Genomic DNA, 21831 nt, shown 5'->3' on the forward strand with positions numbered 1-21831 from the left:
ATTTAATTAATTGTGTATCAATATGACTAAACATCACCTACCTCGTTAAAAATTCAAACTGCTTCGGCTGTTTTTAAAGGATTATTTATGAAGAAGTTTTTGATAAGCCTGCTACTTTACTCACTGAGTTTTTTAATGCTGGCACAAGCTCCTAACCTGGAGTTTTCAGCAACCAACATTAATACACCAAATGGCTGGTTCGTTAATGGTAGTGAGCCAAACCTCTTAAGTGACCAACATCCCACGCAAACCGCGCAAAGTTTACGCCTGAGCCGAGCCAAACCCACCACCAAGGATGACTATGCGTTTGCAATGATGCAAATACCCTTTAGTTATATTGGCAAGACGCTGACCTTAAAGGGGTGGATTAAAACGGAACCTGCTACTGAAAATGGCAGCCCTGCACTTTGGATCAGGCTAAACGGCAATGGCAACGCACTGGCTTTTGCAAATACGGCAGAGAGCCCCGTTAAGGTGAGCCAAAACTGGCAGCAGGTTGAACTATCAATAGATGTGGTAGCAGAGGCAGAAAGTCTTAGCTTTGGTGTTTTTTTAAGTGATGTAGGTGAAGCTTATTTTGCCGATCTGCAGTTAACGCTTGATGGCATCCCCATAGCACAAGCTAAGCAGCGTGTTTTTGTAGCAAACGCATCGCACGAATTTGAACAGGAATCTGGCATTCGCATCACTAATCTAACCAGCACACAGCAGCATAACTTAGCGGCATTAGGGAAAGTCTGGGGCTTTATAAAATATTTTCATCCAGAATCGGCAAAAGGCAATGTCAGTATGGATGCTGAGTTATTTCGCTTGTTGCCCCAAGTACTCTCTGTATCTGCTCAAGGTAAGGATCAAATATTGCTTGATTGGATCAAGGCACTTGGCGAAATAACACCTTGTCAGCAATGCAAAAATCATCAAGATGCCGCATTAATTCATCCTGCACAGTTCTGGCAAAGTTGGGGCTTATCCGCTGAACTGAACCAGCAACTCGCCACAATTTATGCCACCGATATTCCACAGCCACATTACTGGGTAAAAAAAGCAGCTGGTGTTGGCAATCCCACTTTTAATGAAAAAGTATACCCTGATATCAACTACCAAGATTCCGGCTTTAGGTTACTCACCTTATACCGACTATGGAATATCATTCAATACTACTCACCCTACCGTGATTTAACAGAACAGCCTTGGGAAAAGGTTTTACAGGATGCGATACCGGCAATGCTGCTGGCAAAAACAGAACTAGAGTATCAGCTGGCATTATCCCAAGTAATTTATGCCATACATGATACGCATACCCAGTTAAAGCTTAATAATGCGAACCTGATAACGAACTATGTTGGTGGCAAAAGGCCGCCTGTAGACGTGCGCTTTGTTGAGCAGCAAGCGGTTGTCTACAAAGTTTATCAGAACGCACCAGACATTAAGGTAGGCGATATCATTACTCAAATTAATGGTCAGCCGGTTAGTGAGCGCTTAGCCTATTTACAACCGTTGGCGGCAGCTTCAAATGAACCTACCCGCCTAATGAAAATGTCTAGTTTGTTGCTTAATAGCAACGAGGAGCAATTAACCGTAAAGGTGTTACGAGGGACAAAAGAACTAACAATACCATTACCATTGTTGGCGAGAAATGCGATTAAGCGCCAATACTATTATAACGAGCATGGTGACACAGCCTATCAGCGACTGAGCCCTGAGATTGGCTATATCCGCTTAGATAAAATGGCTGATGTAGATGTCGATACCATGATACAAGAACTTGCTGACACCAAAGGGCTGGTGATCGATATTCGTAACTATCCATCACAGTTTGTGGTTTTTAATCTTGGCCGCCATCTTTATCCAAAGCCTTTCGAGTTTGTACGCTTTACTAATATGCAAGCGGATCATCCAGGCAAGTTTACTTGGACACCAGCATTAAGTGTTGGCGAAACTAACCCAAACTATTACCAAGGTAAAATAGCGATCTTAATTAACGAGCATAGCCAAAGCCAATCTGAATATACCTCGATGGCTTTACGTGGTGCGCCTAAAGCCAAGGTGTTTGGCAGCACCACCGCAGGGGCAGATGGGAATATATCGCATATTCCTCTGCCAGGTGGTCATTCAACATGGTTAAGCGGTATTGGCGTATTTTATCCAGATAAAACCCCAACACAGCGGATTGGCATTGTGTCTGATGTTGAAGTGAAACCCACTATTGCAGGGATAGCCGCAGGCCGCGATGAAGTACTGGAACAAGCGCTGCTGTACTTAAAAGCGAATTAACACCGCCAGTACAGGCAAAGTCCAGAGCAAATCGGCAGTAAATAGCGCGCTGCTGTTTTGCTTTTGCACCCAAAGCCCTATGCCGCTTGCTGCCGTGCTGCGGTTTAAATAACCATTCCACACCATGGATGCACGAATGAGTAGACTACCCCAGCTTGATATGATCCGCGGCTTTGCTGTGCTTGGCCTGATTTTGATGAATATCTATGCCTTTGCGCTGCCGCCGCTTTACTCCCATAGCCTGCATTGGTCCGAAGGTGTCAGCTCGCTGGATACGCTGCTGTTTAGTGTGCAAACGCTGCTGTTGCAAGGTCGTTTTTTAACGCTATTTAATTTGTTGTTTGGTGTCAGTTTATGGCTTATTTACCAACGCTATGGCATCGCCTATGTAAAACGCCGATTATACTGGCTGGCGCTGTTTGGTTTACTGCATGGCTGGCTATTGTGGTTTGGCGACATTTTACTGTGGTATGCGTTAGCCGGGCTTTTTATGCTTTACCGCGGCTACCTAGCGTTAGATAGTGCAGCGCTCTGGCGTAAAGCACGCCAGTTTTTTGTGCTTGGCTTGTTGCTACCGGTATTCTATGCCGGTTATCTCTGGTTTGACCCGACCGTAATCACCCCGATGGACAGCGATGAACTGCTAAGACAACAGCAATTATGGACCGGGCCTTATCTTGCACAAGTTATCGAAAACATCAGCTTCAGCGGCTATTACGCCATATCTTATCTACTGTCGATGTTCTGGTATAGCCTGGCTTTAATGTTATCGGGGATCGCGCTATTTAAGACACAATGGTTTCAGCGAGGCTTTAGCCCTGTGGTCACTGCTGGATTATTTGCCGTTGGTTTGTTATTGAGTGCCAGCATTGTTTATTTGGATTATCGGACTGATTATTTTTACGATCTGAATACCGCCCTGCCCTGGAGTTACTTAGCCGAAGTATTGATGGCACTGAGCTTTGCAAGTGCGCTGATCCATCTAAAACAGCAGCCCCTGTTACAGCGTTGGTTAATTCCCTGTGGCCGCTTGGCCTTTAGCCTATATCTTACCCAAACCGTTTTAATGGTGCTGCTATTTCGCGTGCTGCGCCCCGACTGGTTCGCCAGCTTAGACAGGTTAGCCTTAACCGCGATTGCCTTGGGCATGATAGCCTTGCAATTGCTGCTCAGCCGCTGGTATCTGCAACGTTTTCAACAAGGGCCGCTTGAATTACTGTGGCGGCATTTAAGCAAACAACCCGCCGCGGTGGCGAGTGCTGGTAATTATCATCATTCCATGGATAATAACGGCCAATAATTGAAAACGACAGCGCCTGCAGTAGGCGCTGACAGGAAATGCTTATGTCACAATTACTTCGTATTGTGCTGATCCATACCCACCTGCCCGGTGTGGTCGAATTACAGTTGGATCAACACACCAATATTTGTGGTACCAATGCCTCAGGCAAAACCACCTTACAACGCTTAGTGCCGGTATTTTATGGTGAGCAGCCCAACCGCGTAGTACCGAAAACCCGTAAAAAATTCGATGAATTTTACCTGCCGTTTTCTAACAGCTACTTAATTTATGAATATCAGCGCGAGAGCGGTGATATTTGCCAAGTGGTACTGACCCGGAAAAGCGAAGGCGGTGTTGACTATCGCTTAGTGGCCGCGGCTTATCAAAGCGACTTTTACCTGACGCAAAGCGATGAAGGCGTAAAAGCACTCAGTTACAGCGATTGGGCCAGTGCCATGCGCGCTCGGCCGGATGTGCAAGTGTCAGCCAAAATCAGTGCCACCAGCGAGTACCGCAGTATTATTCAAAATGATGCGGCGGCATTGCGTGGTAACAACGCCGATAGCGTAAAGCTAAGGCGTTTAGCCGCAACCTTTAGCTTGGTTAGCAGTGGCCATAAATTACGCCACATTGAAAAGCTGGTGAGCGCCGTGCATGCCAAAGAAGGCAAAATGGACACGCTAAAAGCCATGCTGGCCGCTATTTTTGAGGAAGATGGCGTTACCTTACCTACCACTAAGGTTAAAAACACCAAGGCGCGCGAGTGGATCCAGCAAATGCGTCAGTCGATGCGGTTGGACAAGCTACAACAAGATTTTGAGCGCTTAAAGCAATTAGCACTGCAGTTAGATGGCGCCGAAGGGCAGCTCAGTGCATTGTTACCGTTGTTACAACAAGATGAGCAACAGCAGAAACTGCGTAAGGCCGATGCCGAACAGCAGGTTAATCAGTTACGGGGTGAACTGCTGGTGTTAAAAGAACACTTTAATGCACAGCAACTTGAACACAATGGCAAACTGAGTAAAACCGAAGCCGATTTGCATGAAACCAGTGCGCGTTTAGATCAGTTACAACAGCGTTTCGATGATTATGACGCCAAAGATATGCCTAAGCTGCAACGCGATACTGATGCTCTGCCCCTGTGGCGCGACACCTTGCAAGAAGTGGTCGAGCAGTATCAATTAATGGTGGAACAGCATGGTGATTTAGAACGGCAGTTAGAACAGCGCAAAGCCAAACTGGCCGAAGCGTTTAATCGCTTAAGTGAGCAGCATCGTGCCAAAGCGCGGCAATTACAGCAGCAAAAAGACCAGACGCGGGAGCAGCAAGAAAACAAACTGGCGCTACTCGAACAAAGCTTTCAAAGCCGCTTACAACAAGCCCAACAACAATTTGCGGACCAACTGACGCAACTGAGCAGTGCCATTGCCGTACTTCAAAGCCAGTTGAATACTTCCCCCCTCACCGAAGCTGAACACGATGAATTGCGTGCGGCCGAACTGCGTTTAGAGCAAGCCCAGCAGCAAGCCCAACAGCAAGCTCGGCAACTCCAGCAGTTGCAACAACAGCATCAAAAGGCTCGGCAAGAGCGTGAACAGGCTAATCAGCAGTTAGAGCAAAGCCGCAAGGGGCTGCATAGCGCCGAGCAACAATTACAGCAACTCAACCGACAACTGACACCGGAACAAGGAAGTTTGCGCCACTACTTGCGCTTGCACTATAACGGCTGGGAGCAAAAGCTAGGCAAGGTGATCGATGAGCGCTTATTAGAACGCCAAGACTTACAGCCGCATTTGGCGGAATTGAGCGACAGCCTCTATGGTTTAAAGGTAGATCTCAGCGCCATTGATACCCCCGATTATGCACAAGATGAAGCGGCCATTCGCCATCGTATTCAAACGGCAGAGCAACAGCTACAACAAGCCCAGGCCAACAAGCTGCAAGCCGAAAAGCTATTAAAAGAGCGTTTCGAACAGGCCGAGCTGTGTCGTGCTCAAGTGGAGCAAGCCGAGTGGCAACTCACTCAATCTGAACAAAACATTGACTATGCCCGTGACGCTCGCAATCGTTTACAAGCACAGCAACGCGAATTAACCAAACAACGGCAAAGCAGTGTGCGCGATACGTTGCAAAGCCAGCAGCAACAACTGGAAAAATTAAAGCAGCAGCAACAAGCTGATTTAGGCGCGCTAAAAGAAGATCATCAAAGCCAAAAGCTTGAATTAAAAACCGACTGGCAAGCAGAGTTATACGTTTTTGATGAACAAATTGACGAATTAGAGCGTCAACTTGAGCACAAACGCGACGATAACAAAAATCAAATTAAAGACCTGCAACAAGCCTTTAATGAAGAGTTATCGGCAAAAGGCATTGATCCGCGTCGTTTAACTGAGCTGAAGCAAAAACAAGATCAGCTAAAAACTGACATCAAAGCCACAGAGAATCGTCATGATGAACTGAATAATTGGCAAAAATTTATGGCGCTGGATTGGCAACAATTGCGGCCCCAGTTGCTCGCTCAAGAAACCGAATTAAAACAACAACAACGCAGCGGTAAACAAGCTTTAGAGCAGTTAAAAGCAGAATACAGTGCTCGCCAAAAGCAGCTAGAAGAACAAAAACGCCAGCAACAAGAGTTGATGAGCCAAGCAGAACAGTTACTTAACCAATTAAAACCGGTACTCACTAAACTGCAAGAACTGCATTTAGCCAGTATTACCCCTGCAACCATGGCACCGTCTGCCGACAGTGTTGAGCGCTTAGCTCGCGCCAATGAAGCCTTAGAGCAGCGTAGCAAATTGGATAGCGCTTTAAAATTTGCCTTCGAGCAGTTTGAAACCGTGCTGAGCAAAGATGCTGGCCCAGAGTTTTTAGACCGGCTCGAGCATGAAAAACGCAAATTGCCGGATTACGCCGGTAAACGCCAACAACTGCCTATTTTGCAAAACCTGCTAGAAATCTTAAAAGGTGCGCAGCAGCAATTACTTGAAATGGGCGAGAACATTGGCGGCGATTTAAAGAAATTCTTCACGGTGTTTAGTGATATTAACCGCCGTATTGCGCTGCAAAGCCGCCGGTTAAGTGAAGCGGTGGCGGATGATCTGGTACTAGAAGGCATTAGCCGCTCTGAAGTACGTATTTTATCAACCATTGACGAGTTGGGCTTTTGGCAACCATTGAAACAGTTCGCCAAATTGTATGATGATTGGGCGGCGTCAGGTAAGGCATTGCCATCAGAACATTATTTGAATGCCCTAGCTGATGTGGTCGATTTACTGCGCGCTGACGAGCAATACAGCATCGAATCGCTGCTCAGGTTAGAGCTACATTTAAGCGAAGGGGGCTCGGAATTAGTCATTAAAAACGATCGGCAACTGCTGGAATCGTCTAGTCATGGTATGGCTTACCTGATTTTATGTAAGTACTTATTGGCGTTCACCCGTCTCTTACGTGGCGAAGCTAAAGTGATGATCCATTGGCCGATTGATGAAATTGGCACCTTGGCCTACCACAACGTCGAAAAACTGTTTGCGGCCTGTAGCAGCAACGATATTGTCATTGTGGGAGCTTTCCCTAATCCAGAATCCGACGTGTTAATGCTGTTTCAACATCGCTATTTAATTGAGCCGAGCCAACAAGATCCAAGCCAGCGCCAGCTTAAACGCATTCAGCCGAAAGTCAGTCGTTTAGCCGAGCGATTAGCCCAGAAACAGCAGGAGGTAAGCTAATGTTACAACATGGACCTTTATTAGAGCGCCTGCTGGCCGGTGATTTTATTTGTCAGATCACTGATGAAGATGCTTATCGGCATTTAAGCCAAGAACAAACGCAGCAAGAGATTAACCATTATTTACGCCCACTGAATCGCCGCTTAGTCAGTAACGATGATCACAGTGTGTATTTCTTAGGGTTTCATGAGCTAACTAAAGAGGCACGTGAACACTTAAGCAGCCAATTTTCTTTAACCGTACAATCTTTGCTGCCGTTATTAGAGTGGCTACAACTGGTGCAAGAAACCTTAGGCCGCGACAGTGCGCTGACCGCTGGTGATACGATTAAATTGCAAGAGTTTGTGCTGCGCACCGAAGATAACCAAAGCTTGCGCCAGCGTTTAAATACGCTTGCCAGCGATCGCTTTTTTAATAGCCAAAGCGAGCAGTTAGATAACCAGGTTAAACTGATTTTCCGCCGCTTAAAAGAGCACGGTTACTTATTACAACCTCATGCTGAACGCCAGTACTATGTGGTTACCGGTAAAATTGATTACCTTATTGATCTCATTCGTTTTATCCGCGATGAAGAGCATTTGCCGGTTGATGACACCCCCACTCAAGAGGCGCTGATCTAATGGCGCCTTTAGAACCGGCTATCGCTTCAAACCTATTTAGCATCGGCGCTGAACGTTTAGCGTTATTGGGCAAGCATCATAAAGCCTTGATGCAAGGTTATGTCGATGGCTTTATTGACGAAAGTGCTTTTAGCGAAGGGGCGTTAAAAAAACTGATTGCTGCGCGCATCTTATGGCGCCCAGATGAACAGCAACCGTTGGCGCTACGGCCATTAGTTAGTGAATTAATTGCCAGTATGGTGGCTGATGAAAACCGCCGTCAGATCAATGCCGACGTTGCTGAAAAGCTAGAGCAGATCCGCAACCGAGTACAAGCCTATCGTGATGCCCAGTTTAAAGGCGATTACAGCGTGGCCGAGCTACAACTGCAACGCTTAACCGAACATGTGCATGACTTAAGTGGCCAGTTTGAAGAAGCCATCGACAGCTTATGGCATCGGCTTAACAGCGACTTTGGCTTTGTCAGTAGCCTCGATGATAAAATTCGTGAAAACGAACGCGCGCAAAAACAATTACGCCGCTTACTCGATGGTTTAGATTTACTCGACTTTCACGAACTGATTGAGTTGTCGGAAGGAAATAATCACCTGCGAAAACTGCTGGTCAGTCAATTGCAAAACCAATTAAGCTCGCATCACAGCAGCTTATTAGAAGTACAAAAACGCTTGGTCGAACTGCTGGCAAAATTCCGCCAACAACAAGCCCGCTCGTTGTTAATTGCTAATATGGCCGCGTTTTTACGGCAGCACCCTAAATATCAGCCTGCCGATTATCCTCATCGCAGCGACGTGCCTAGCTTGTTTAACCAAGCTGCCAGTATTAAACCGCAAGCCGCCATTGCGCTAGATAAGGCCACAGAGCGACAAGTGCTGGCAGAATTAGTTAGAGCACTACCACGCCCAAGCAGCGTGACCATAACCGATACACAAAGCGCCAGCTTTAGCTTGCTGCTGCAAGACGAAGAAATTGCTGCGCGTCAGCAAGCGCTGAAAACGGATGTTGAAAACTTTTATCTGCGGGTGATTGATCAAGGCGGCAAGATCAGTGCCTTAGATTATCTGAGCACTCAGCAATTAAGCTGGGATAGCGAGATCTGGCTGTATCAGATCATAGCCGAATATCAGGCGTTACCGCTGGATGAAAAACAGATGTTTAGCATCACACGCGAAGAAGCCCCAGCCAGTGCCTTTAACGGCCTGTTGCTGATCCGCGATATTAATATTGGTTTAAAGGCAGCCTAATGCAGGCGGCACTCGGCTTACAGGCGCTGAACTGGCTGGCACAGCTAGAGCAGCGCCTTAAGCGCGATGGTCAGGTTGCCATTAGCAGCAAGGGCAAAGTCGCTCGACAAGTTATTGCTTGGTGTATCGAGCAACAGTTACTGCCAAGCCACAGCGCCAACTTACCCGTTGTGCAGTTTAATCTGGCACTATTAGCACACATTGCCGAAGCACAACTGCAATTACAGCAAGTTTGTTTTCGCGCTAAGGTCAGTGAGCAAGATCGGCTGCAGCAAGCAGAGTACGCTAACCAAGAGCTGAAAAGTGCCGGGGCTAGCCCGCGACAAACCAGAGTATTGCTGAGGCTGAATACTGCCATCTCGCAAGCGGGGTTAACCATAGCAACCGTTGATCTTGATTGGCGTGAGCTGCAGCTAGGCGATTATGACGCCTTAGTCATCGTCGAAAACCTCGATTGTTTTTATCAGCTCACGCGCTTTCGCTTACACCACCGCTACCCAAACCCGCTGGTGATCTATCGGGGCGATAGCCACTATAGTAGCGGTGGAAAAGCCCTGAACGACGCATGGCAACACACCGGCAAACCTAGCCTGTATTTTGGTGATGCCGATTTAGCGGGGTTAGCTATTGCCTTTAGCCTGCACTGCCAAAGCATCCTGTTACCTGAGTTTGCACAGTTTAAGCAATGTGCTAGCGTCGACATGCAGGCTGATCAGCAATTAAAGTATCAAGATCAGCTGTTACGCGCAGAGGTTCATCCCGCATTTAAACCCTATCAACAGCTTATTTGTCAGCAATTAAAGGGCTTGCGCCAGCAGCAAATGCAAGGCTTGGCGCTTTATGCCATTAACTTGCGCTAACACAGCGGCTTGAAAGTAAGCCGCTGCCAAAGCCGTTATGACTCTACTTTGTCGACAGGGGCTAACTTCGCTTTCGCGGCGAGCTTATGACTCAGTTTGCCCGTTACCGCCCAAGCGAGCAGAGCAAACCACGCTATCCAAGACATGCCTGCCGGAATGTTTAACAGCGCGATTTTACCCAAATGCTGCCGATTAAAAATTGCGGCTAACACGCTGGGTAAAAACCAGACGGCCAGAAACAACACACCAAAACCGACTAACCCAAGGGTGTTCATTTGTTGTAGTTCAGCGATGAAGGCATTAATGGTATCCATGGTATAACTCCTTATTTTGTGGAAGTCGCCGCGATGTCGGCGGTAGGTAAAAATTGGTTAGCCGCGTCTTGTAACGAGGCCACAGTGTGCAATTTGCCGCCTTGCACCACGCTCTGAATACGTTGTAATGCGCTTAAATCCTGCAAGGGGTTATCTGCTAACACGATAAAGTCTGCCGCATAGCCTGCACTCAACTGGCCAATCTCTTGGCCCAAACCCAAGTGGCGTGCTGCATCACTGGTGGTTAATTGCAGTACCTGCCAAGAGGTTAGGCCTGCTTGTAGATGTAATTGCATTTCACGCAATAAAAATGGGCCACTACTAACCGCATCAGTACCCAGTAATAAAGGTACACCGGCTTCATATAGGCGGCGGATCAACTCCAGTACTTTGGGTAGTTGCTGCTGTGCAGCCGCGAAATCTTGCTCGGTCCAGTTGTATACCAACATGCCCATATTGGCGCGCCAGCTTTGCCGCACATCAGGATGCAATACGCTTAGCGCATGCTCTGGATATATTTGGTTTGAATCAGCAAAGTGATAGAGCAATTCATTGAAGGTCGCAGTCAGATCCACCCGAATCTGTTTCTCAGCCAAAGTACGAAACAACCTTTGTAAGGCTGGGCTGTCAAAATCGACATACTCAAACCACTGATAAACATAGCGGGTGTCGTAGGGGTTCTTGCGCAGCGCTAAATACTCGGTACGCGCCGGTTCCGCTAACAACTCGGCACTGGTCGGTAAAGCATGCGTTAAGGCATCAATACCCAAATCGGCCGCATATTGCCAGCTAACGCCATCTAAATGCGCGATGGTTTTTAAGCCCGCCGCTTTTGCTAACTTAATACCTTGTGCCAACTCGGCTTGCGTTAAGCCCTGATATAACTTTATAACGTTAACACCGAGTGCTTGCTGCCGTGCGATCTCGGCTTGCCAACTGGCTTCAGTACTTGGATAAACTGAACCGCCAATAATGGGGGTTGGCTCAAACACTTCACCGGCGTATAGCATTCTAGGCCCTAGCCAAGCCCCCTGTTGCTGCTTGGCAACATAATGCGCATTGGCGGCCGCTTCACCAGCTGGATTAAAAATGGTGGTCACACCCGCCGCTAAGGTGGTTAAAGCATGGTACTGCGTAAGCTCTGGCGTGCCCGTCACCGCTAACACCGGTTGGCCGTTGCGCATTTCTAACCGATGCGGCCCTGCGGTCATATGCAAATGAGCATCCACCAGCCCCGGCAACACATACTGCTGCTGTAAATCGATCTGCGTGGTCGCTGCAGGTAACGCTCCTTGACCGCTTTGCACAATACGCCCGGCTTTAACTAACAACCAAGCATCACGGGTTTGTTGCTGTGTGGCCGGCTCGATGACCGTTGCATTGTGGTAAAGCACCGTATCAGCCAGCACACTTTGGCTCAGTAGTGCCGAAAAAAATAACGGCTTGATAACACCCTTTCTCATTACGCGCTCCTGTTGTTGCGTGAATCTTTTGTCGGTTATCTAATAAGTCGTGCGAGTTGAAAAAACTGTTACAAAAAAAATTATTTTTATTTTTGTAACAGTTAGCACGTTGCGGCAGACTAGAACTAAAAAATGGCTCACGCGCGATCAGGCGATGCAGCCGAATCACTTAAGGATAAGTCGCTATGGTTTTAGTAAAGCATTATGACTGTTGATCTCGCGCTGCAACTTTGGCTGCAGTATCAAGCCGCGATTAGCCGCACGTTAATGAGCTATGAAGCCGATCCGTCTTTACGCCAAGATTTGGCACAAGAAGCCTATCTGGCCTTGCATCGTTCAGCAGAGAAATTAAGCCAAGTAGAGAATAAACGCGCCTATTTGTTTCGAATTGTGCATAACGTAGTGGTCGACCATATCGCCGGATCGACCCGCATGGCGTGGCAACCGTTAGAAGAGCAGCATCTAAACGAATTACAAAGCGATTGCCCCTCAGTGGCATTTTCCTCACAGCAACAAAACAATGTGTTGTTACAAGCCGTGCGGCAATTGGCACTATCCCATCGGCAAGTACTTACCTTGGCGATGGAAGATATTGATGAAAAAGAGATCGCCGATATTCTCGGCATCAGTTACGGTGCCGTGCGAGTAAGAATGAATCGCGCCAAAACGGCTTTACAGGAGATCTTGCAACATGCAACCGCCCTTTGATTTTAAGCAGCTCAGCAAAGCGTGGCAGCAACAACCAACGCAGCCACTGGCCACGGATTTACGCGCAGCCAAACGCCAGCAAAATTATCAACGTTGGCAATACTGGGCCGAACTCGCTGCTGCGGGGCTACTGCTCATATTGGGCTGCAGCCAATTGTTCGGGGAGCGAGCCCTATTAGATATGTTTCTAGCGCTCTTTTTGTTTGCTGGGGCCATAAGCATGGTACTGACCAGCGTGAGCCTGCACCGCCCTTTGCTCAATTATTCTGACTGGAGTAGCCAAGGCTTGCTGCTCTTTCGTTTAGAAAAATGCCGAACCACCGTGCGCTATTTGCGTTACAACCAATACAGTTGCTTGGCGTTGCTGTTGTTTGTGATAACACTGTGGGGCTTAGCCTGGTGGCAACCAGCGCAAGTACCAAACATCTTGCTGCAAGTATACAGCTTCTTAGTGCTTCCAGGCTGCGCTTGGGGTTGGTGGCTATTCGGCAGGAAACGGCAACAAGCCATAGCAAAATTGCATCATTTAGAGAGCTTGTATGAGGAGCTTTATGACGCAGTATAAGGCACGGCGCTGAGGCGCAAACTCGTGCTATAACTGCCAGATAAAATGACAAGGTGTTAAGGCCTATTTTATCTTAGCGGGCAAGGCCAACGTGTCTGCAAGAGCGGTTAACCCTGTTAGCGAACCTTTTACTGATTACCTTTATTGACTGTTTTTCGGCCGCGCTAAGTTTAATATCAGGTTATGCTAACGGTTTTAGCCAATTTGTGCTTATATTAAAGTAACTTAACGCATTATTACTGACTGCCTACGCGCTGGTGATCTCTACCTTTTGTAAATGGTGAGCCAATGCGTTTGCGAAGCACAGGCTTAGATGGCGGGCCCCCCCATGGCAGCGTATTTACTTGCAATCGACCAAGGTACGACGAGCTCTAGAGCCGTCCTGTTCAACTTACAAGGCCAACCGCAGGCCAGTGTCAGTGAGACGTTCGAACAACATTTTCCAAACAATGGCTGGGTAGAACATAACCCCGAAGATCTGTGGGCGTCGGTGCTGCGTTGTTGTCAACAAGTACTCGCTAAGCAACAGATCACGGCAGCCCAGGTAAAAGCCCTGGGCATTACTAATCAACGAGAAACCACGTTGGTTTGGCACAAAAGCACGGGCAAACCCCTTTACCCGGCCATCGTGTGGCAAGATCGACGCACCAGTGACTATTGTCAGCAACTATTGACCCCACGATTAGCTGACAGCATCAGCAATAAAACCGGTTTACTGCTTGACCCTTACTTTTCTGCTAGCAAAATCCGCTGGATCTTAGATAACGTGCCCGGCGCCCAACAACAAGCCGAACGCGGCGAGCTCGCTTTTGGCACGGTAGACAGTTTTTTACTTTGGCATCTCACCGCCGGCCAAGTGCATCGCACCGATGCCACCAATGCTTCCCGCACCCTGCTATTTAATATTCACAACCAGCAGTGGGACCCAGAGTTACTTGAGATCTTTGGCATCCCAGCCAGTATGCTCCCCGAAGTCATGGATAGTGCTGCCGCCTTTGGCGAAACTGACGCAGCATTATTTGGTCAGCCTATTGTGATTGGGGGTATGGCGGGGGATCAGCAAGCAGCACTGATTGGTCAAGCCTGTTTTGAACCTGGCATGGCCAAAAGCACCTATGGCACAGGCTGCTTTTTAATGCTTAACACCGGCGAAAAGCCGCTAAAATCGGCCAATAAGCTGCTGACTACCATCGCTTATCGGCTAGAGGGCAAAGTGACTTATGCTATCGAAGGCAGCATTTTTATGGCCGGAGCCACCATGCAGTGGATTGTGGAGGGCTTAAAATTATTACGCAACGCGGGCGAGAGTGAAGCCATGGTGCAACATGTACCCCATGACCATGGCGTGTTCTTAGTGCCCTCTTTCACCGGTTTAGGCGCTCCGTATTGGGATGCCAACGCCAGAGGCGCTATTCTGGGCTTAACCCGCGATACCGGTATCGATAAAATTGTCGCCGCCGCCCTACAATCTGTGGGTTATCAAACTAAAGATTTACAAAAGGCCATGGAGAAAGATGGTCTGCGCCCCAACGTGCTGCGCGTCGATGGTGGTATGGTTAAAAATAATTGGGTATTAGCTTTTTTAGCCGACATTTTAGGCGCTATTGTCGAGCGCCCAGAGAACACCGAAACCACCGCATTGGGTGCCGCTTATTTAGCAGGACTGCACTGTGGGGTTTTTAGCTCTACGACACAACTGGCCAGTTTATGGCATTGCGAACGCCGCTTTGAGCCAAGTATTAGCGCCGAAGAACGACAACAACTGTATGCCAAATGGCAACATGCGGTGGCACAGGTTCGTTTATCAAACAACGATTTAATCTCGTGAACAACTGATGATTCAGCAAAACCTCAGCCTAGCAATAAAACCCTATTAGCAAACAGAAGGAAGTTTATCTTGGTCATGAAAGTCGATGTGGTGGTGATTGGCGGTGGCGTAAATGGTACCGGTATTGCGCACGACGCCGCGGGGCGCGGCTTAAAGGTTTTGCTGTGCGAACAAGCCGATTTAGCCTCTGCAACCTCGTCTAAAAGCAGTAAGTTGATCCATGGCGGCTTACGTTATTTAGAGCATTTTGAGTTTAGCTTGGTCAGAAAAGCCTTAGCCGAACGAGAAATTTTACTCAAAAATGCGCCGCATATTATGTGGCCACTGACCTTTTGCTTACCGTATCAAGCCCATTTACGCCCGGTTTGGATGATTTGGTTGGGGCTGTTTCTGTACGACCATCTTACCACTCGTCGTAAATTACCGGCATCGCGCAAAGTGCATTTCGATGCCACCAGCCCGCTCGAATCAACCATCAAAGTGGGCTTTGAATATGCCGATGGCTGGGTGGACGATGCCCGCTTAGTGATCTTAAATGCCTGTGCTGCACGCTCCCGAGGCGCCAGTATTTATACCCATACGCGCTGCATTCAAGCACAACGACTAGACGATTATTGGTGTTTAACTTTACGCCATCAAGATAGCGGTGATGTGTTTACCGTGCACAGCAAAGCCGTGGTAAATGCCACCGGACCTTGGGTTAGCCAGCTGTTTAGCGAAGCTTTTGCGCAACCTAGCCCGCAAGCTATTCGTTTGGTCAAAGGCAGTCATATTGTGGTGCCACGCCTTCATTTGCAGCCTCAAGCCTATATTTTGCAAAATGAAGATCAGCGTATTGTCTTTGCTATTCCTTATGAAGATCACTTCACGCTGATTGGCACTACCGATGTTGAATACCAGGGTGATCCTGCTGCTGCTAGCATCAGCGCAGCAGAAACAGCCTATTTATTGGCGGTGATTAATCACTATTTTAAACAAAAAATTACCGAAGCCGACATTGTACATAGTTTTGCTGGCGTACGCCCTTTGCTCGAAGATGCGTCTAGTTCGGCGCAAAGTGTCACTCGTGACTATAAAATTTTACTCGACAGCCCAGATGATACCCTGCCGCTGCTCTCGGTATTCGGTGGCAAGATCACCACCTATCGCACTTTGGCTGAGTCGGTCGTTGATCAACTGGCGCCTTTTTTCCCGCAACAAGGCCCTCGCTGGACTGCCGCCAGTGCCTTGCCAGGTGGTGACTTTACCGATCAAGCCGCACTTAAACAGCATTTGCTGCAACATTACCCTTGGCTTGCGCCAAGCTTTTGCCAACGCTTGGTTCGCACCTATGGCACCTTAAGCTTTCACATACTGGCAGAAGCACAAACCGAAACCGATCTAGGCCAGCATTTCTTTGCTGATCTATGGCAAGCAGAAGTGGATTACCTGCGTAGCGTCGAATGGGCGCGCTGTGCAGAGGATATTTTATGGCGTCGCACAAAACTGGGTTTACAGGCCACACCAGAGCAAGTGCAAGCCTTAACCGATTACTTACAACATCACCCCCATCCCACAGCAACCTAGCGAGTCAAAGTACGCTAAAGGGCCACACGCGCTAACACCTTAGCCGGCTGACTCAGCGGCAGGGCGATTATCGCGGCTTCGGCTGATTGCGGAAAGATACCAGTGAGTTCGGTGAAATTGACTTGATGGGTGACTAAAACGGTCGGTTGCATGACGGTGCTGCTGGCAAAATACGAAATTAACGCTGTGGTTTGCTGTTGACGACTGCCGCGACCAGCGAAAAAAGAATTGAGTATCGGTAATGGCTTAACCTCGCCCACTGCCATGTAGGATGCGGTGTCTAAACAACGACACCACTGACTGCTATAAATGCTAATCGGGGCAGTAGTACGTTGCCGCAAACGTTGCCCCCAAACCACCGCCTGCTGCTGACCTTGGCTATTGAGGTTACGCTGCGTACTGCAATCTGCCAGCTGAAAATTAGCTGGATCGCCAATACCTGGCGCAAGGGCATGGCGCATCACTAATAGCGCCTCACCCTTTTGCCAAGCCTGCCAAGCGGCCTCGGTATCTGCCAACACGTTAGCACTAAACAACAGCAATATAAGCCATTTGACAAGTTTCATTAGAGTATCCTTTTCAGGGCGACACATCTTAGTTGCCAGCCGTGATGTACTGCGCAAAACCGTTGTTTTTATCGCTTGATATAGGCTACGCATTAAAGCGCTAAAACGATTAATCTGAAGCCATTTCGCCATTTACCGAGGCCTATAGCAACTTGAGCGAAACTCTAGCCCGTGCGGCTTGCCTTTACCCTTACGAGCTTCTACAGTAGTTTTTTTCGTTTTTAGGATGCTAATTTATGCGCGCCTTATATCTCGCAAGTTGCCTTGCGTTTCCGACATTAGCCATGGCGGCTTCGCCAACAACAGTGCCGTTTTTTCCCGATAGTCAATATCACAACGATGTTGTCTCAATTGAGCAACGCTTAGGGCATGCGCTGGGCGAACGCATTTCAGCGCCAGCTGAGATTTTAAGTTATTTTGAAACCCTGGCCAGCAGCTACCCAGAGCGCATCAAATTAGTGAAGTATGGCGAAAGTTGGCAAGGTCGGCCGTTATTTTATGCGGTGATTGGTAGTGCTGATAACCTTGCCAAATTAGACCGTTTAGAAAGTGATATGCGCCGTTTGGCCGATCCGCGTAACTTAAACAAAGCCTCTGCAGATGCGCTAATTAATAGCTTACCCGCCAGTGTGTGGCTTGCTGGCGGCGTGCATGGTAACGAAATTAGCCCACCGGAAGCGCTGATGGGCCTAGCTTATCATTTACTCGCAGACCAAAGCGCTCAAACCAAAGCCATCTTAGCCAATACCCTGGTGTATATCGAGCCTATGCAAAACCCGGATGGCCGCAACCGCTTTGTTAGCCGTTATTACGCCACAGTCGGTATCGCGCACTCCGCCGATCGTTTCTCAGCAGAGCAAAACGAACCTTGGCCAAATGGCCGCACCAATCATTATCTGTTTGATATGAACCGCGATTGGATCTCGCTGACCCAACCTGAAATCAAAAATCAGGTACGAGTGTTACAGCAGATGTTTCCGCTGATCTTTGTCGATTCACATGAAATGGGCGGCGATCAAAGTTTTTACTTCAGCCCAGAAGCAGAACCTTACAACCCACTGGTCACCGGTGCACAGCGTGAAAGCTTAGATTGGTTAGGGCAAAACAACGCCAAATGGTTTGATCAGCTTGGCTATGATTATTTTACTCGGGAAATTTTTGATGCCATGTATCCTGGCTACGGTGCCAGCTGGCCACTGTACTATGGCGGCATCGCCACAACCTACGAAATGGGCTCAGCTCGCGGCCATAACTATCGCCGTACCGATGGCAGCATTTTAACGTATGCCGATGGCGTACAACGTAACTTTATCGCTTATATGTCTACGCTTGAAACCGCCAGTAAGCGCGCCAAAGACTTGTTGCAGCGCTTCTACAGCTATCGGCAAACGTCGCTCACTCAGGGTGAGAAAGATGGCATCCGCAGCTATATTTTCCCTGCCACCCGTGATGCCGCTGGCCACCAAAAATTAATGGGCGTGCTCACACAACACGGCATTACCGTTAACCAAGCCACGGCCGATTTTCGGGCTTGTGGTAACAGTTATCAGCAAGGCGCTTACGTGGTGAACACTGCGCAACCGACCTATCAGCTAATTCGTAATCTGCTAGATGACGACGTCAAAATGGCCGAAGCCTTTATTGCTCGCCAGCAAGACCGTCGCTCGAAAAACCTGCCTGATGAAATTTATGATGTCACGGCATGGTCATTACCGTTGATGTATAACCTAGAGGTTAACCGCTGTAACCGCGCGGTCGATGTGGCCAGCATAACCGTTGGGCCAGACACCAAACTCGCCGGTAAAGTCACGGATGCCGATGCCCGCTATGGCTATATTGTGCCATGGGGCGATATGGCCGCGGCGCGTTTGTTAAGCCATGCGCTGCAGCAAGGCTTAACGGTTAAAAGCAGTGACTTGCCATTTACGCACAGCAATGGTGTGCGGTATCCCGCCGGCAGTTTAATTTTAAGCCATGCAGATAACCCGCAGTTAGCCACTAAGATTCAACAACTTGCTCAAAGCAGCGGTGCTCATGTTACCGGTATTAATAGTAGCTGGATTAAAGATGGGCCAAATTTTGGTTCAGGCAACGTGCAAAACATCCCTAATGCCAGAGTAGCCCTGTTATGGGATGAACCCGCGAACCCATTAAGCGCCGGTAGCGCGCGCTTTATCTTAGAGCAAGGCATTGATTACCCAGTAACGGCTATTCGCCCGGCACAACTGTTACGTGCTGAACTGCGCCATTACGATGTACTGATTATGCCAGCAAGCCAAGGCAATTATAAACAGGCTTTGGGAGCGCAAGCTCAGCAAAAAATCCACGACTTTGTTAGCCGCGGTGGTGTATTGGTGGCGTTGGGTAATGCAACCGATTGGTTGATCCAAGGTGAAAAACCGCTACTGAATAGCAAACGTGAATTTAAAGTGAGTGAACAAAAGAAACCCGAAGCTGAAGCGCAAGTTGCAGGTATGCTGCTAGAAAGCCGCGAGTTGTATCAGCAACGCTTAGAAGCTTTTCAAGCGCAGCCTGATAGCGTGTCTGGCTTTTTAGCGCGAGCAGAAGTAGACCAAGATCATTGGCTAACCGCCGGTGTACCCGCGAATGTGAACAGCATCTTTGTGGGTAACTTCATCTATCAGCCACTGACGCTGGCACATGGTCGTAATGTACTGACTTTCGCATCACCGGAAAAGCTTGTTGCCGGGGGTTTTGTTTGGGAAGAAAATCGCCAGCAAATTGCTCATAAACCCTTGTTAATGGTGCAAGCGCAAGGTCGTGGCCAGGTTATTGCGTTTACGCAAGAGCCTAATTTCCGCGCCTATGTCGACGGCATGCACCTGTTGTATATCAACGCGGTATTCCGCGGTGCGGCGCACGCCACGCCACTGCGTTAATGGTTTAAGCGTTTCATGGTTCGCAAAAAAGCGGCAGGCTGGAAAACCTGCCGCTTTTTTTGGCCCGCTACTCGGTGTATTGCTTTACCACGCGTGCTGCCAGTGCGGCATTTTCTAATTTCAAGTTCACCTCTTGTTTTAAGATGATCTGCCCCTGCACGTTTGAATCGGCACTGATGGTTAAGGTTGCCGGTTTATGCTTATCTTTACCAAACCAGCTAAACCAACTTTTGCGGGCAGTGCGCTCGGCATACACCAGATCGCCCTGTACTACTGAGCCTGCCAGCAAACTAACATTACCGTTTAACGTCGTTAGATTTCCGGCGATTTGGCTGCCTTCAATTTTCAAGGTGCCATTCACCGTACTAACATCGCCCGCTACGGTACTGCTGTTGATCACCATGTCGCCATTCACCGTACTCAGTTCGCCCATCACCTTGCTACCTGAGGCCAGTTTAATACTGCCATTTACTGTTGAGGCCTCTCCGGTAACCTGCGCTCGCTCTGCCAAAGTAATGCTGCCATTTACCGTAGACGCCGATTGTACCTGGCTATCTTCCGCTAAATTGATGCTGCCATTCACGGTGCTCACCTCGCCCGCTATGCTGCCAGCGGCAAGTTTAATACTGCCATTCACTTTAGAAATATCTTCGATACTTTGCGGGGCAGTCTCTGCCGCGACCGCAGAAAAAGGCATAACACCACCAACATAACAGGCAGCGAAGGTTAGGCTAACAGCAAGGGTTAAGGTGCTCAGTTTCATAAATAGTACTCGCAAATAATTAAGATAGGTTGAGCATTGCAAAAACACAGCCAACTTAATAAACCTATTAATAACAGCACCTTAAAAATAGACATCAAACTTAAGTTAGTCGTTTTCACTAGAAAATAGTCGAAAACTTTATCAAAACGGCGTTAATTCACTCGCTATGCCAGCACCCGATGTCACATTTTTACGCAGTTAGCTCTAACGGCAGCAACGCTTTCACCTGCGGTGAGATATTTACTTTTGCAGCACAACAAGCACCTAAAGAAAATGCGCGCCAATTCCGCTAGAGAGCTCAGCTCACGCTAAAGGGCAGCCCTAGCCAAGCCACCGAAACCTTGTTGCAAATATCATTTTAATGATTGATTTGCACTGGCGTTTGCCAGCCTTGTGCTACTTTATCCGCACATACCGGATTACCTTCAGCAACCAGTGACTCGGCAAAAAACCATTCTTTAAAGACTTGCCACTCATCATTTATCGGGCTTTGACACTTCCCATTCACCTGCTCAGCAAATACTGCATCATTACATTGCGGCGTATCATCTAACTTACCGTGATAAGCATACGCATAAACGACCTGACAATGGCTACTGACGTAGGTACGAAACACCACTAACCAACCTTGTTGATAACGTACCACACTAAAACTAGGAATATTGTGTTGTACAGCAGTCGCAATAATCTCAGGAGCTTGCACGTCCTTTAACAGCATTAACTCACCGTTTTGGCGCTGGCGAATTTGAATTGTCTCGCCCCGCCGCCAGGCAAAGCCATCATACTCGGTATCTGCTGCAGCCTTAGTGAGCGCGGTTAAACCCTTAACATCGCGCTTCACTTCTTGGCGGATAGTGCGCTCTACTTGCGCCGCTTCAGAAAGGGTTTGCATTTTATCGCAGGCCACTAATAGCCCTAACAGGAATATAACTAACACTATTTTACGCACAATGTTCACCTTAATTTAGCCCTTCGGGGTCAGATACCGAGCCCTCCCGAGCTCTCAGAGCTTAACGTTTTCGCCGTTGGCGAGATACTTTCTTTTGCATCGCCAAAAGAAAGTATCCAAAGAAAATACCCTAATTTCGCTCGAAAGCCCGACTGCTGATGCGTTGCCCAAGGCGAAAACATCACTCGCGCTATGCTTCGTCGC

The 21831-nt window shown here is 48.2% G+C and carries 16 protein-coding genes; 11 read left to right on the forward strand and 5 right to left on the reverse strand.

Annotated features, from left to right (window positions below; all coding sequences use genetic code 11):
- Window positions 1-87: 87 nt before the first annotated feature.
- From L1N97_RS04780 to L1N97_RS04805, 6 genes are all read left to right on the forward strand, one after another.
- Window positions 88-2274, forward strand: a complete 2187-nt coding sequence (locus L1N97_RS04780; RefSeq protein WP_236128969.1) for a S41 family peptidase — start codon at window positions 88-90, stop codon at window positions 2272-2274.
- Window positions 2275-2410: 136 nt separating this feature from the next.
- Window positions 2411-3574 carry a DUF418 domain-containing protein gene (locus tag L1N97_RS04785; protein ID WP_236128970.1) on the forward strand — a complete coding sequence of 388 codons (1164 nt, stop codon included), beginning with the start codon at window positions 2411-2413 and terminating at the stop codon, window positions 3572-3574.
- A 44-nt stretch (window positions 3575-3618) separates the two neighbouring features.
- A complete protein-coding gene (locus tag L1N97_RS04790; protein ID WP_236128971.1) occupies window positions 3619-7284 on the forward strand; it encodes an ATP-binding protein in 3666 nt (1221 codons plus the stop codon).
- Window positions 7284-7904, forward strand: coding sequence for a hypothetical protein (locus L1N97_RS04795; protein ID WP_226750435.1), 621 nt, complete (start codon window positions 7284-7286; stop codon window positions 7902-7904). The genes L1N97_RS04790 and L1N97_RS04795 overlap by 1 nt, the downstream gene beginning before the upstream one ends.
- On the forward strand, window positions 7904-9145 hold the full coding sequence (locus tag L1N97_RS04800) for a hypothetical protein (protein ID WP_236128972.1): 1242 nt from the start codon (window positions 7904-7906) through the stop codon (window positions 9143-9145). The genes L1N97_RS04795 and L1N97_RS04800 overlap by 1 nt, the downstream gene beginning before the upstream one ends.
- On the forward strand, window positions 9145-10005 hold the full coding sequence (locus L1N97_RS04805) for a DUF7281 domain-containing protein (RefSeq protein WP_236128973.1): 861 nt from the start codon (window positions 9145-9147) through the stop codon (window positions 10003-10005). Before L1N97_RS04800 ends, L1N97_RS04805 begins: the two co-directional genes overlap by 1 nt.
- A gap of 35 nt (window positions 10006-10040) precedes the next feature.
- Here the strand turns inward: L1N97_RS04805 and L1N97_RS04810 are convergent, their stop codons facing one another.
- Complete coding sequence (locus L1N97_RS04810) at window positions 10041-10319, reverse strand: superinfection immunity protein (RefSeq protein WP_229584680.1); 279 nt, start codon at window positions 10317-10319, stop codon at window positions 10041-10043.
- 11 nt (window positions 10320-10330) lie between these two features.
- Window positions 10331-11782: an amidohydrolase family protein gene (locus L1N97_RS04815; RefSeq protein ID WP_236128974.1), complete on the reverse strand. Its 1452-nt coding sequence runs from the start codon at window positions 11780-11782 to the stop codon at window positions 10331-10333.
- A 204-nt stretch (window positions 11783-11986) separates the two neighbouring features.
- Here L1N97_RS04815 and L1N97_RS04820 point away from each other — a divergent pair, with 204 nt between their 5' ends.
- The 4 genes from L1N97_RS04820 to glpD all read left to right on the forward strand — a co-directional run bounded on the left by L1N97_RS04820 (window position 11987) and on the right by glpD (window position 16449).
- A complete protein-coding gene (locus L1N97_RS04820; RefSeq protein WP_236128975.1) occupies window positions 11987-12490 on the forward strand; it encodes an RNA polymerase sigma factor in 504 nt (167 codons plus the stop codon).
- Window positions 12474-13055, forward strand: coding sequence for a hypothetical protein (locus L1N97_RS04825; RefSeq protein WP_236128976.1), 582 nt, complete (start codon window positions 12474-12476; stop codon window positions 13053-13055). The genes L1N97_RS04820 and L1N97_RS04825 overlap by 17 nt, the downstream gene beginning before the upstream one ends.
- A gap of 328 nt (window positions 13056-13383) precedes the next feature.
- Complete coding sequence (gene glpK / locus L1N97_RS04830; protein WP_236128977.1) at window positions 13384-14883, forward strand: glycerol kinase GlpK; 1500 nt, start codon at window positions 13384-13386, stop codon at window positions 14881-14883.
- Between the two features lie 75 nt (window positions 14884-14958).
- Window positions 14959-16449, forward strand: coding sequence for a glycerol-3-phosphate dehydrogenase (glpD, locus tag L1N97_RS04835; RefSeq protein WP_236129177.1), 1491 nt, complete (start codon window positions 14959-14961; stop codon window positions 16447-16449).
- Window positions 16450-16463: 14 nt separating this feature from the next.
- On the opposite strand, the gene L1N97_RS04840 is transcribed toward glpD, so the two are convergent.
- Window positions 16464-17015, reverse strand: a complete 552-nt coding sequence (locus L1N97_RS04840; RefSeq protein WP_236128978.1) for a histidine phosphatase family protein — start codon at window positions 17013-17015, stop codon at window positions 16464-16466.
- Between the two features lie 236 nt (window positions 17016-17251).
- Between L1N97_RS04840 and L1N97_RS04845 the strand changes: the two genes are divergently transcribed.
- Complete coding sequence (locus tag L1N97_RS04845) at window positions 17252-19915, forward strand: M14 family zinc carboxypeptidase (protein ID WP_236128979.1); 2664 nt, start codon at window positions 17252-17254, stop codon at window positions 19913-19915.
- A gap of 67 nt (window positions 19916-19982) precedes the next feature.
- Here L1N97_RS04845 and L1N97_RS04850 read toward each other — a convergent pair whose 3' ends face one another.
- Entirely contained in the window at window positions 19983-20678 is a 696-nt protein-coding gene (locus L1N97_RS04850; RefSeq protein ID WP_236128980.1) for a hypothetical protein, read from the reverse strand.
- 358 nt (window positions 20679-21036) lie between these two features.
- Window positions 21037-21627, reverse strand: coding sequence for a hypothetical protein (locus tag L1N97_RS04855; protein ID WP_236128981.1), 591 nt, complete (start codon window positions 21625-21627; stop codon window positions 21037-21039).
- Window positions 21628-21831 lie beyond the last annotated feature (204 nt).

The organism is Rheinheimera sp. UJ63 (genome assembly GCF_021568285.1).
Lineage (GTDB): Bacteria > Pseudomonadota > Gammaproteobacteria > Enterobacterales > Alteromonadaceae > Alishewanella > Alishewanella maricola.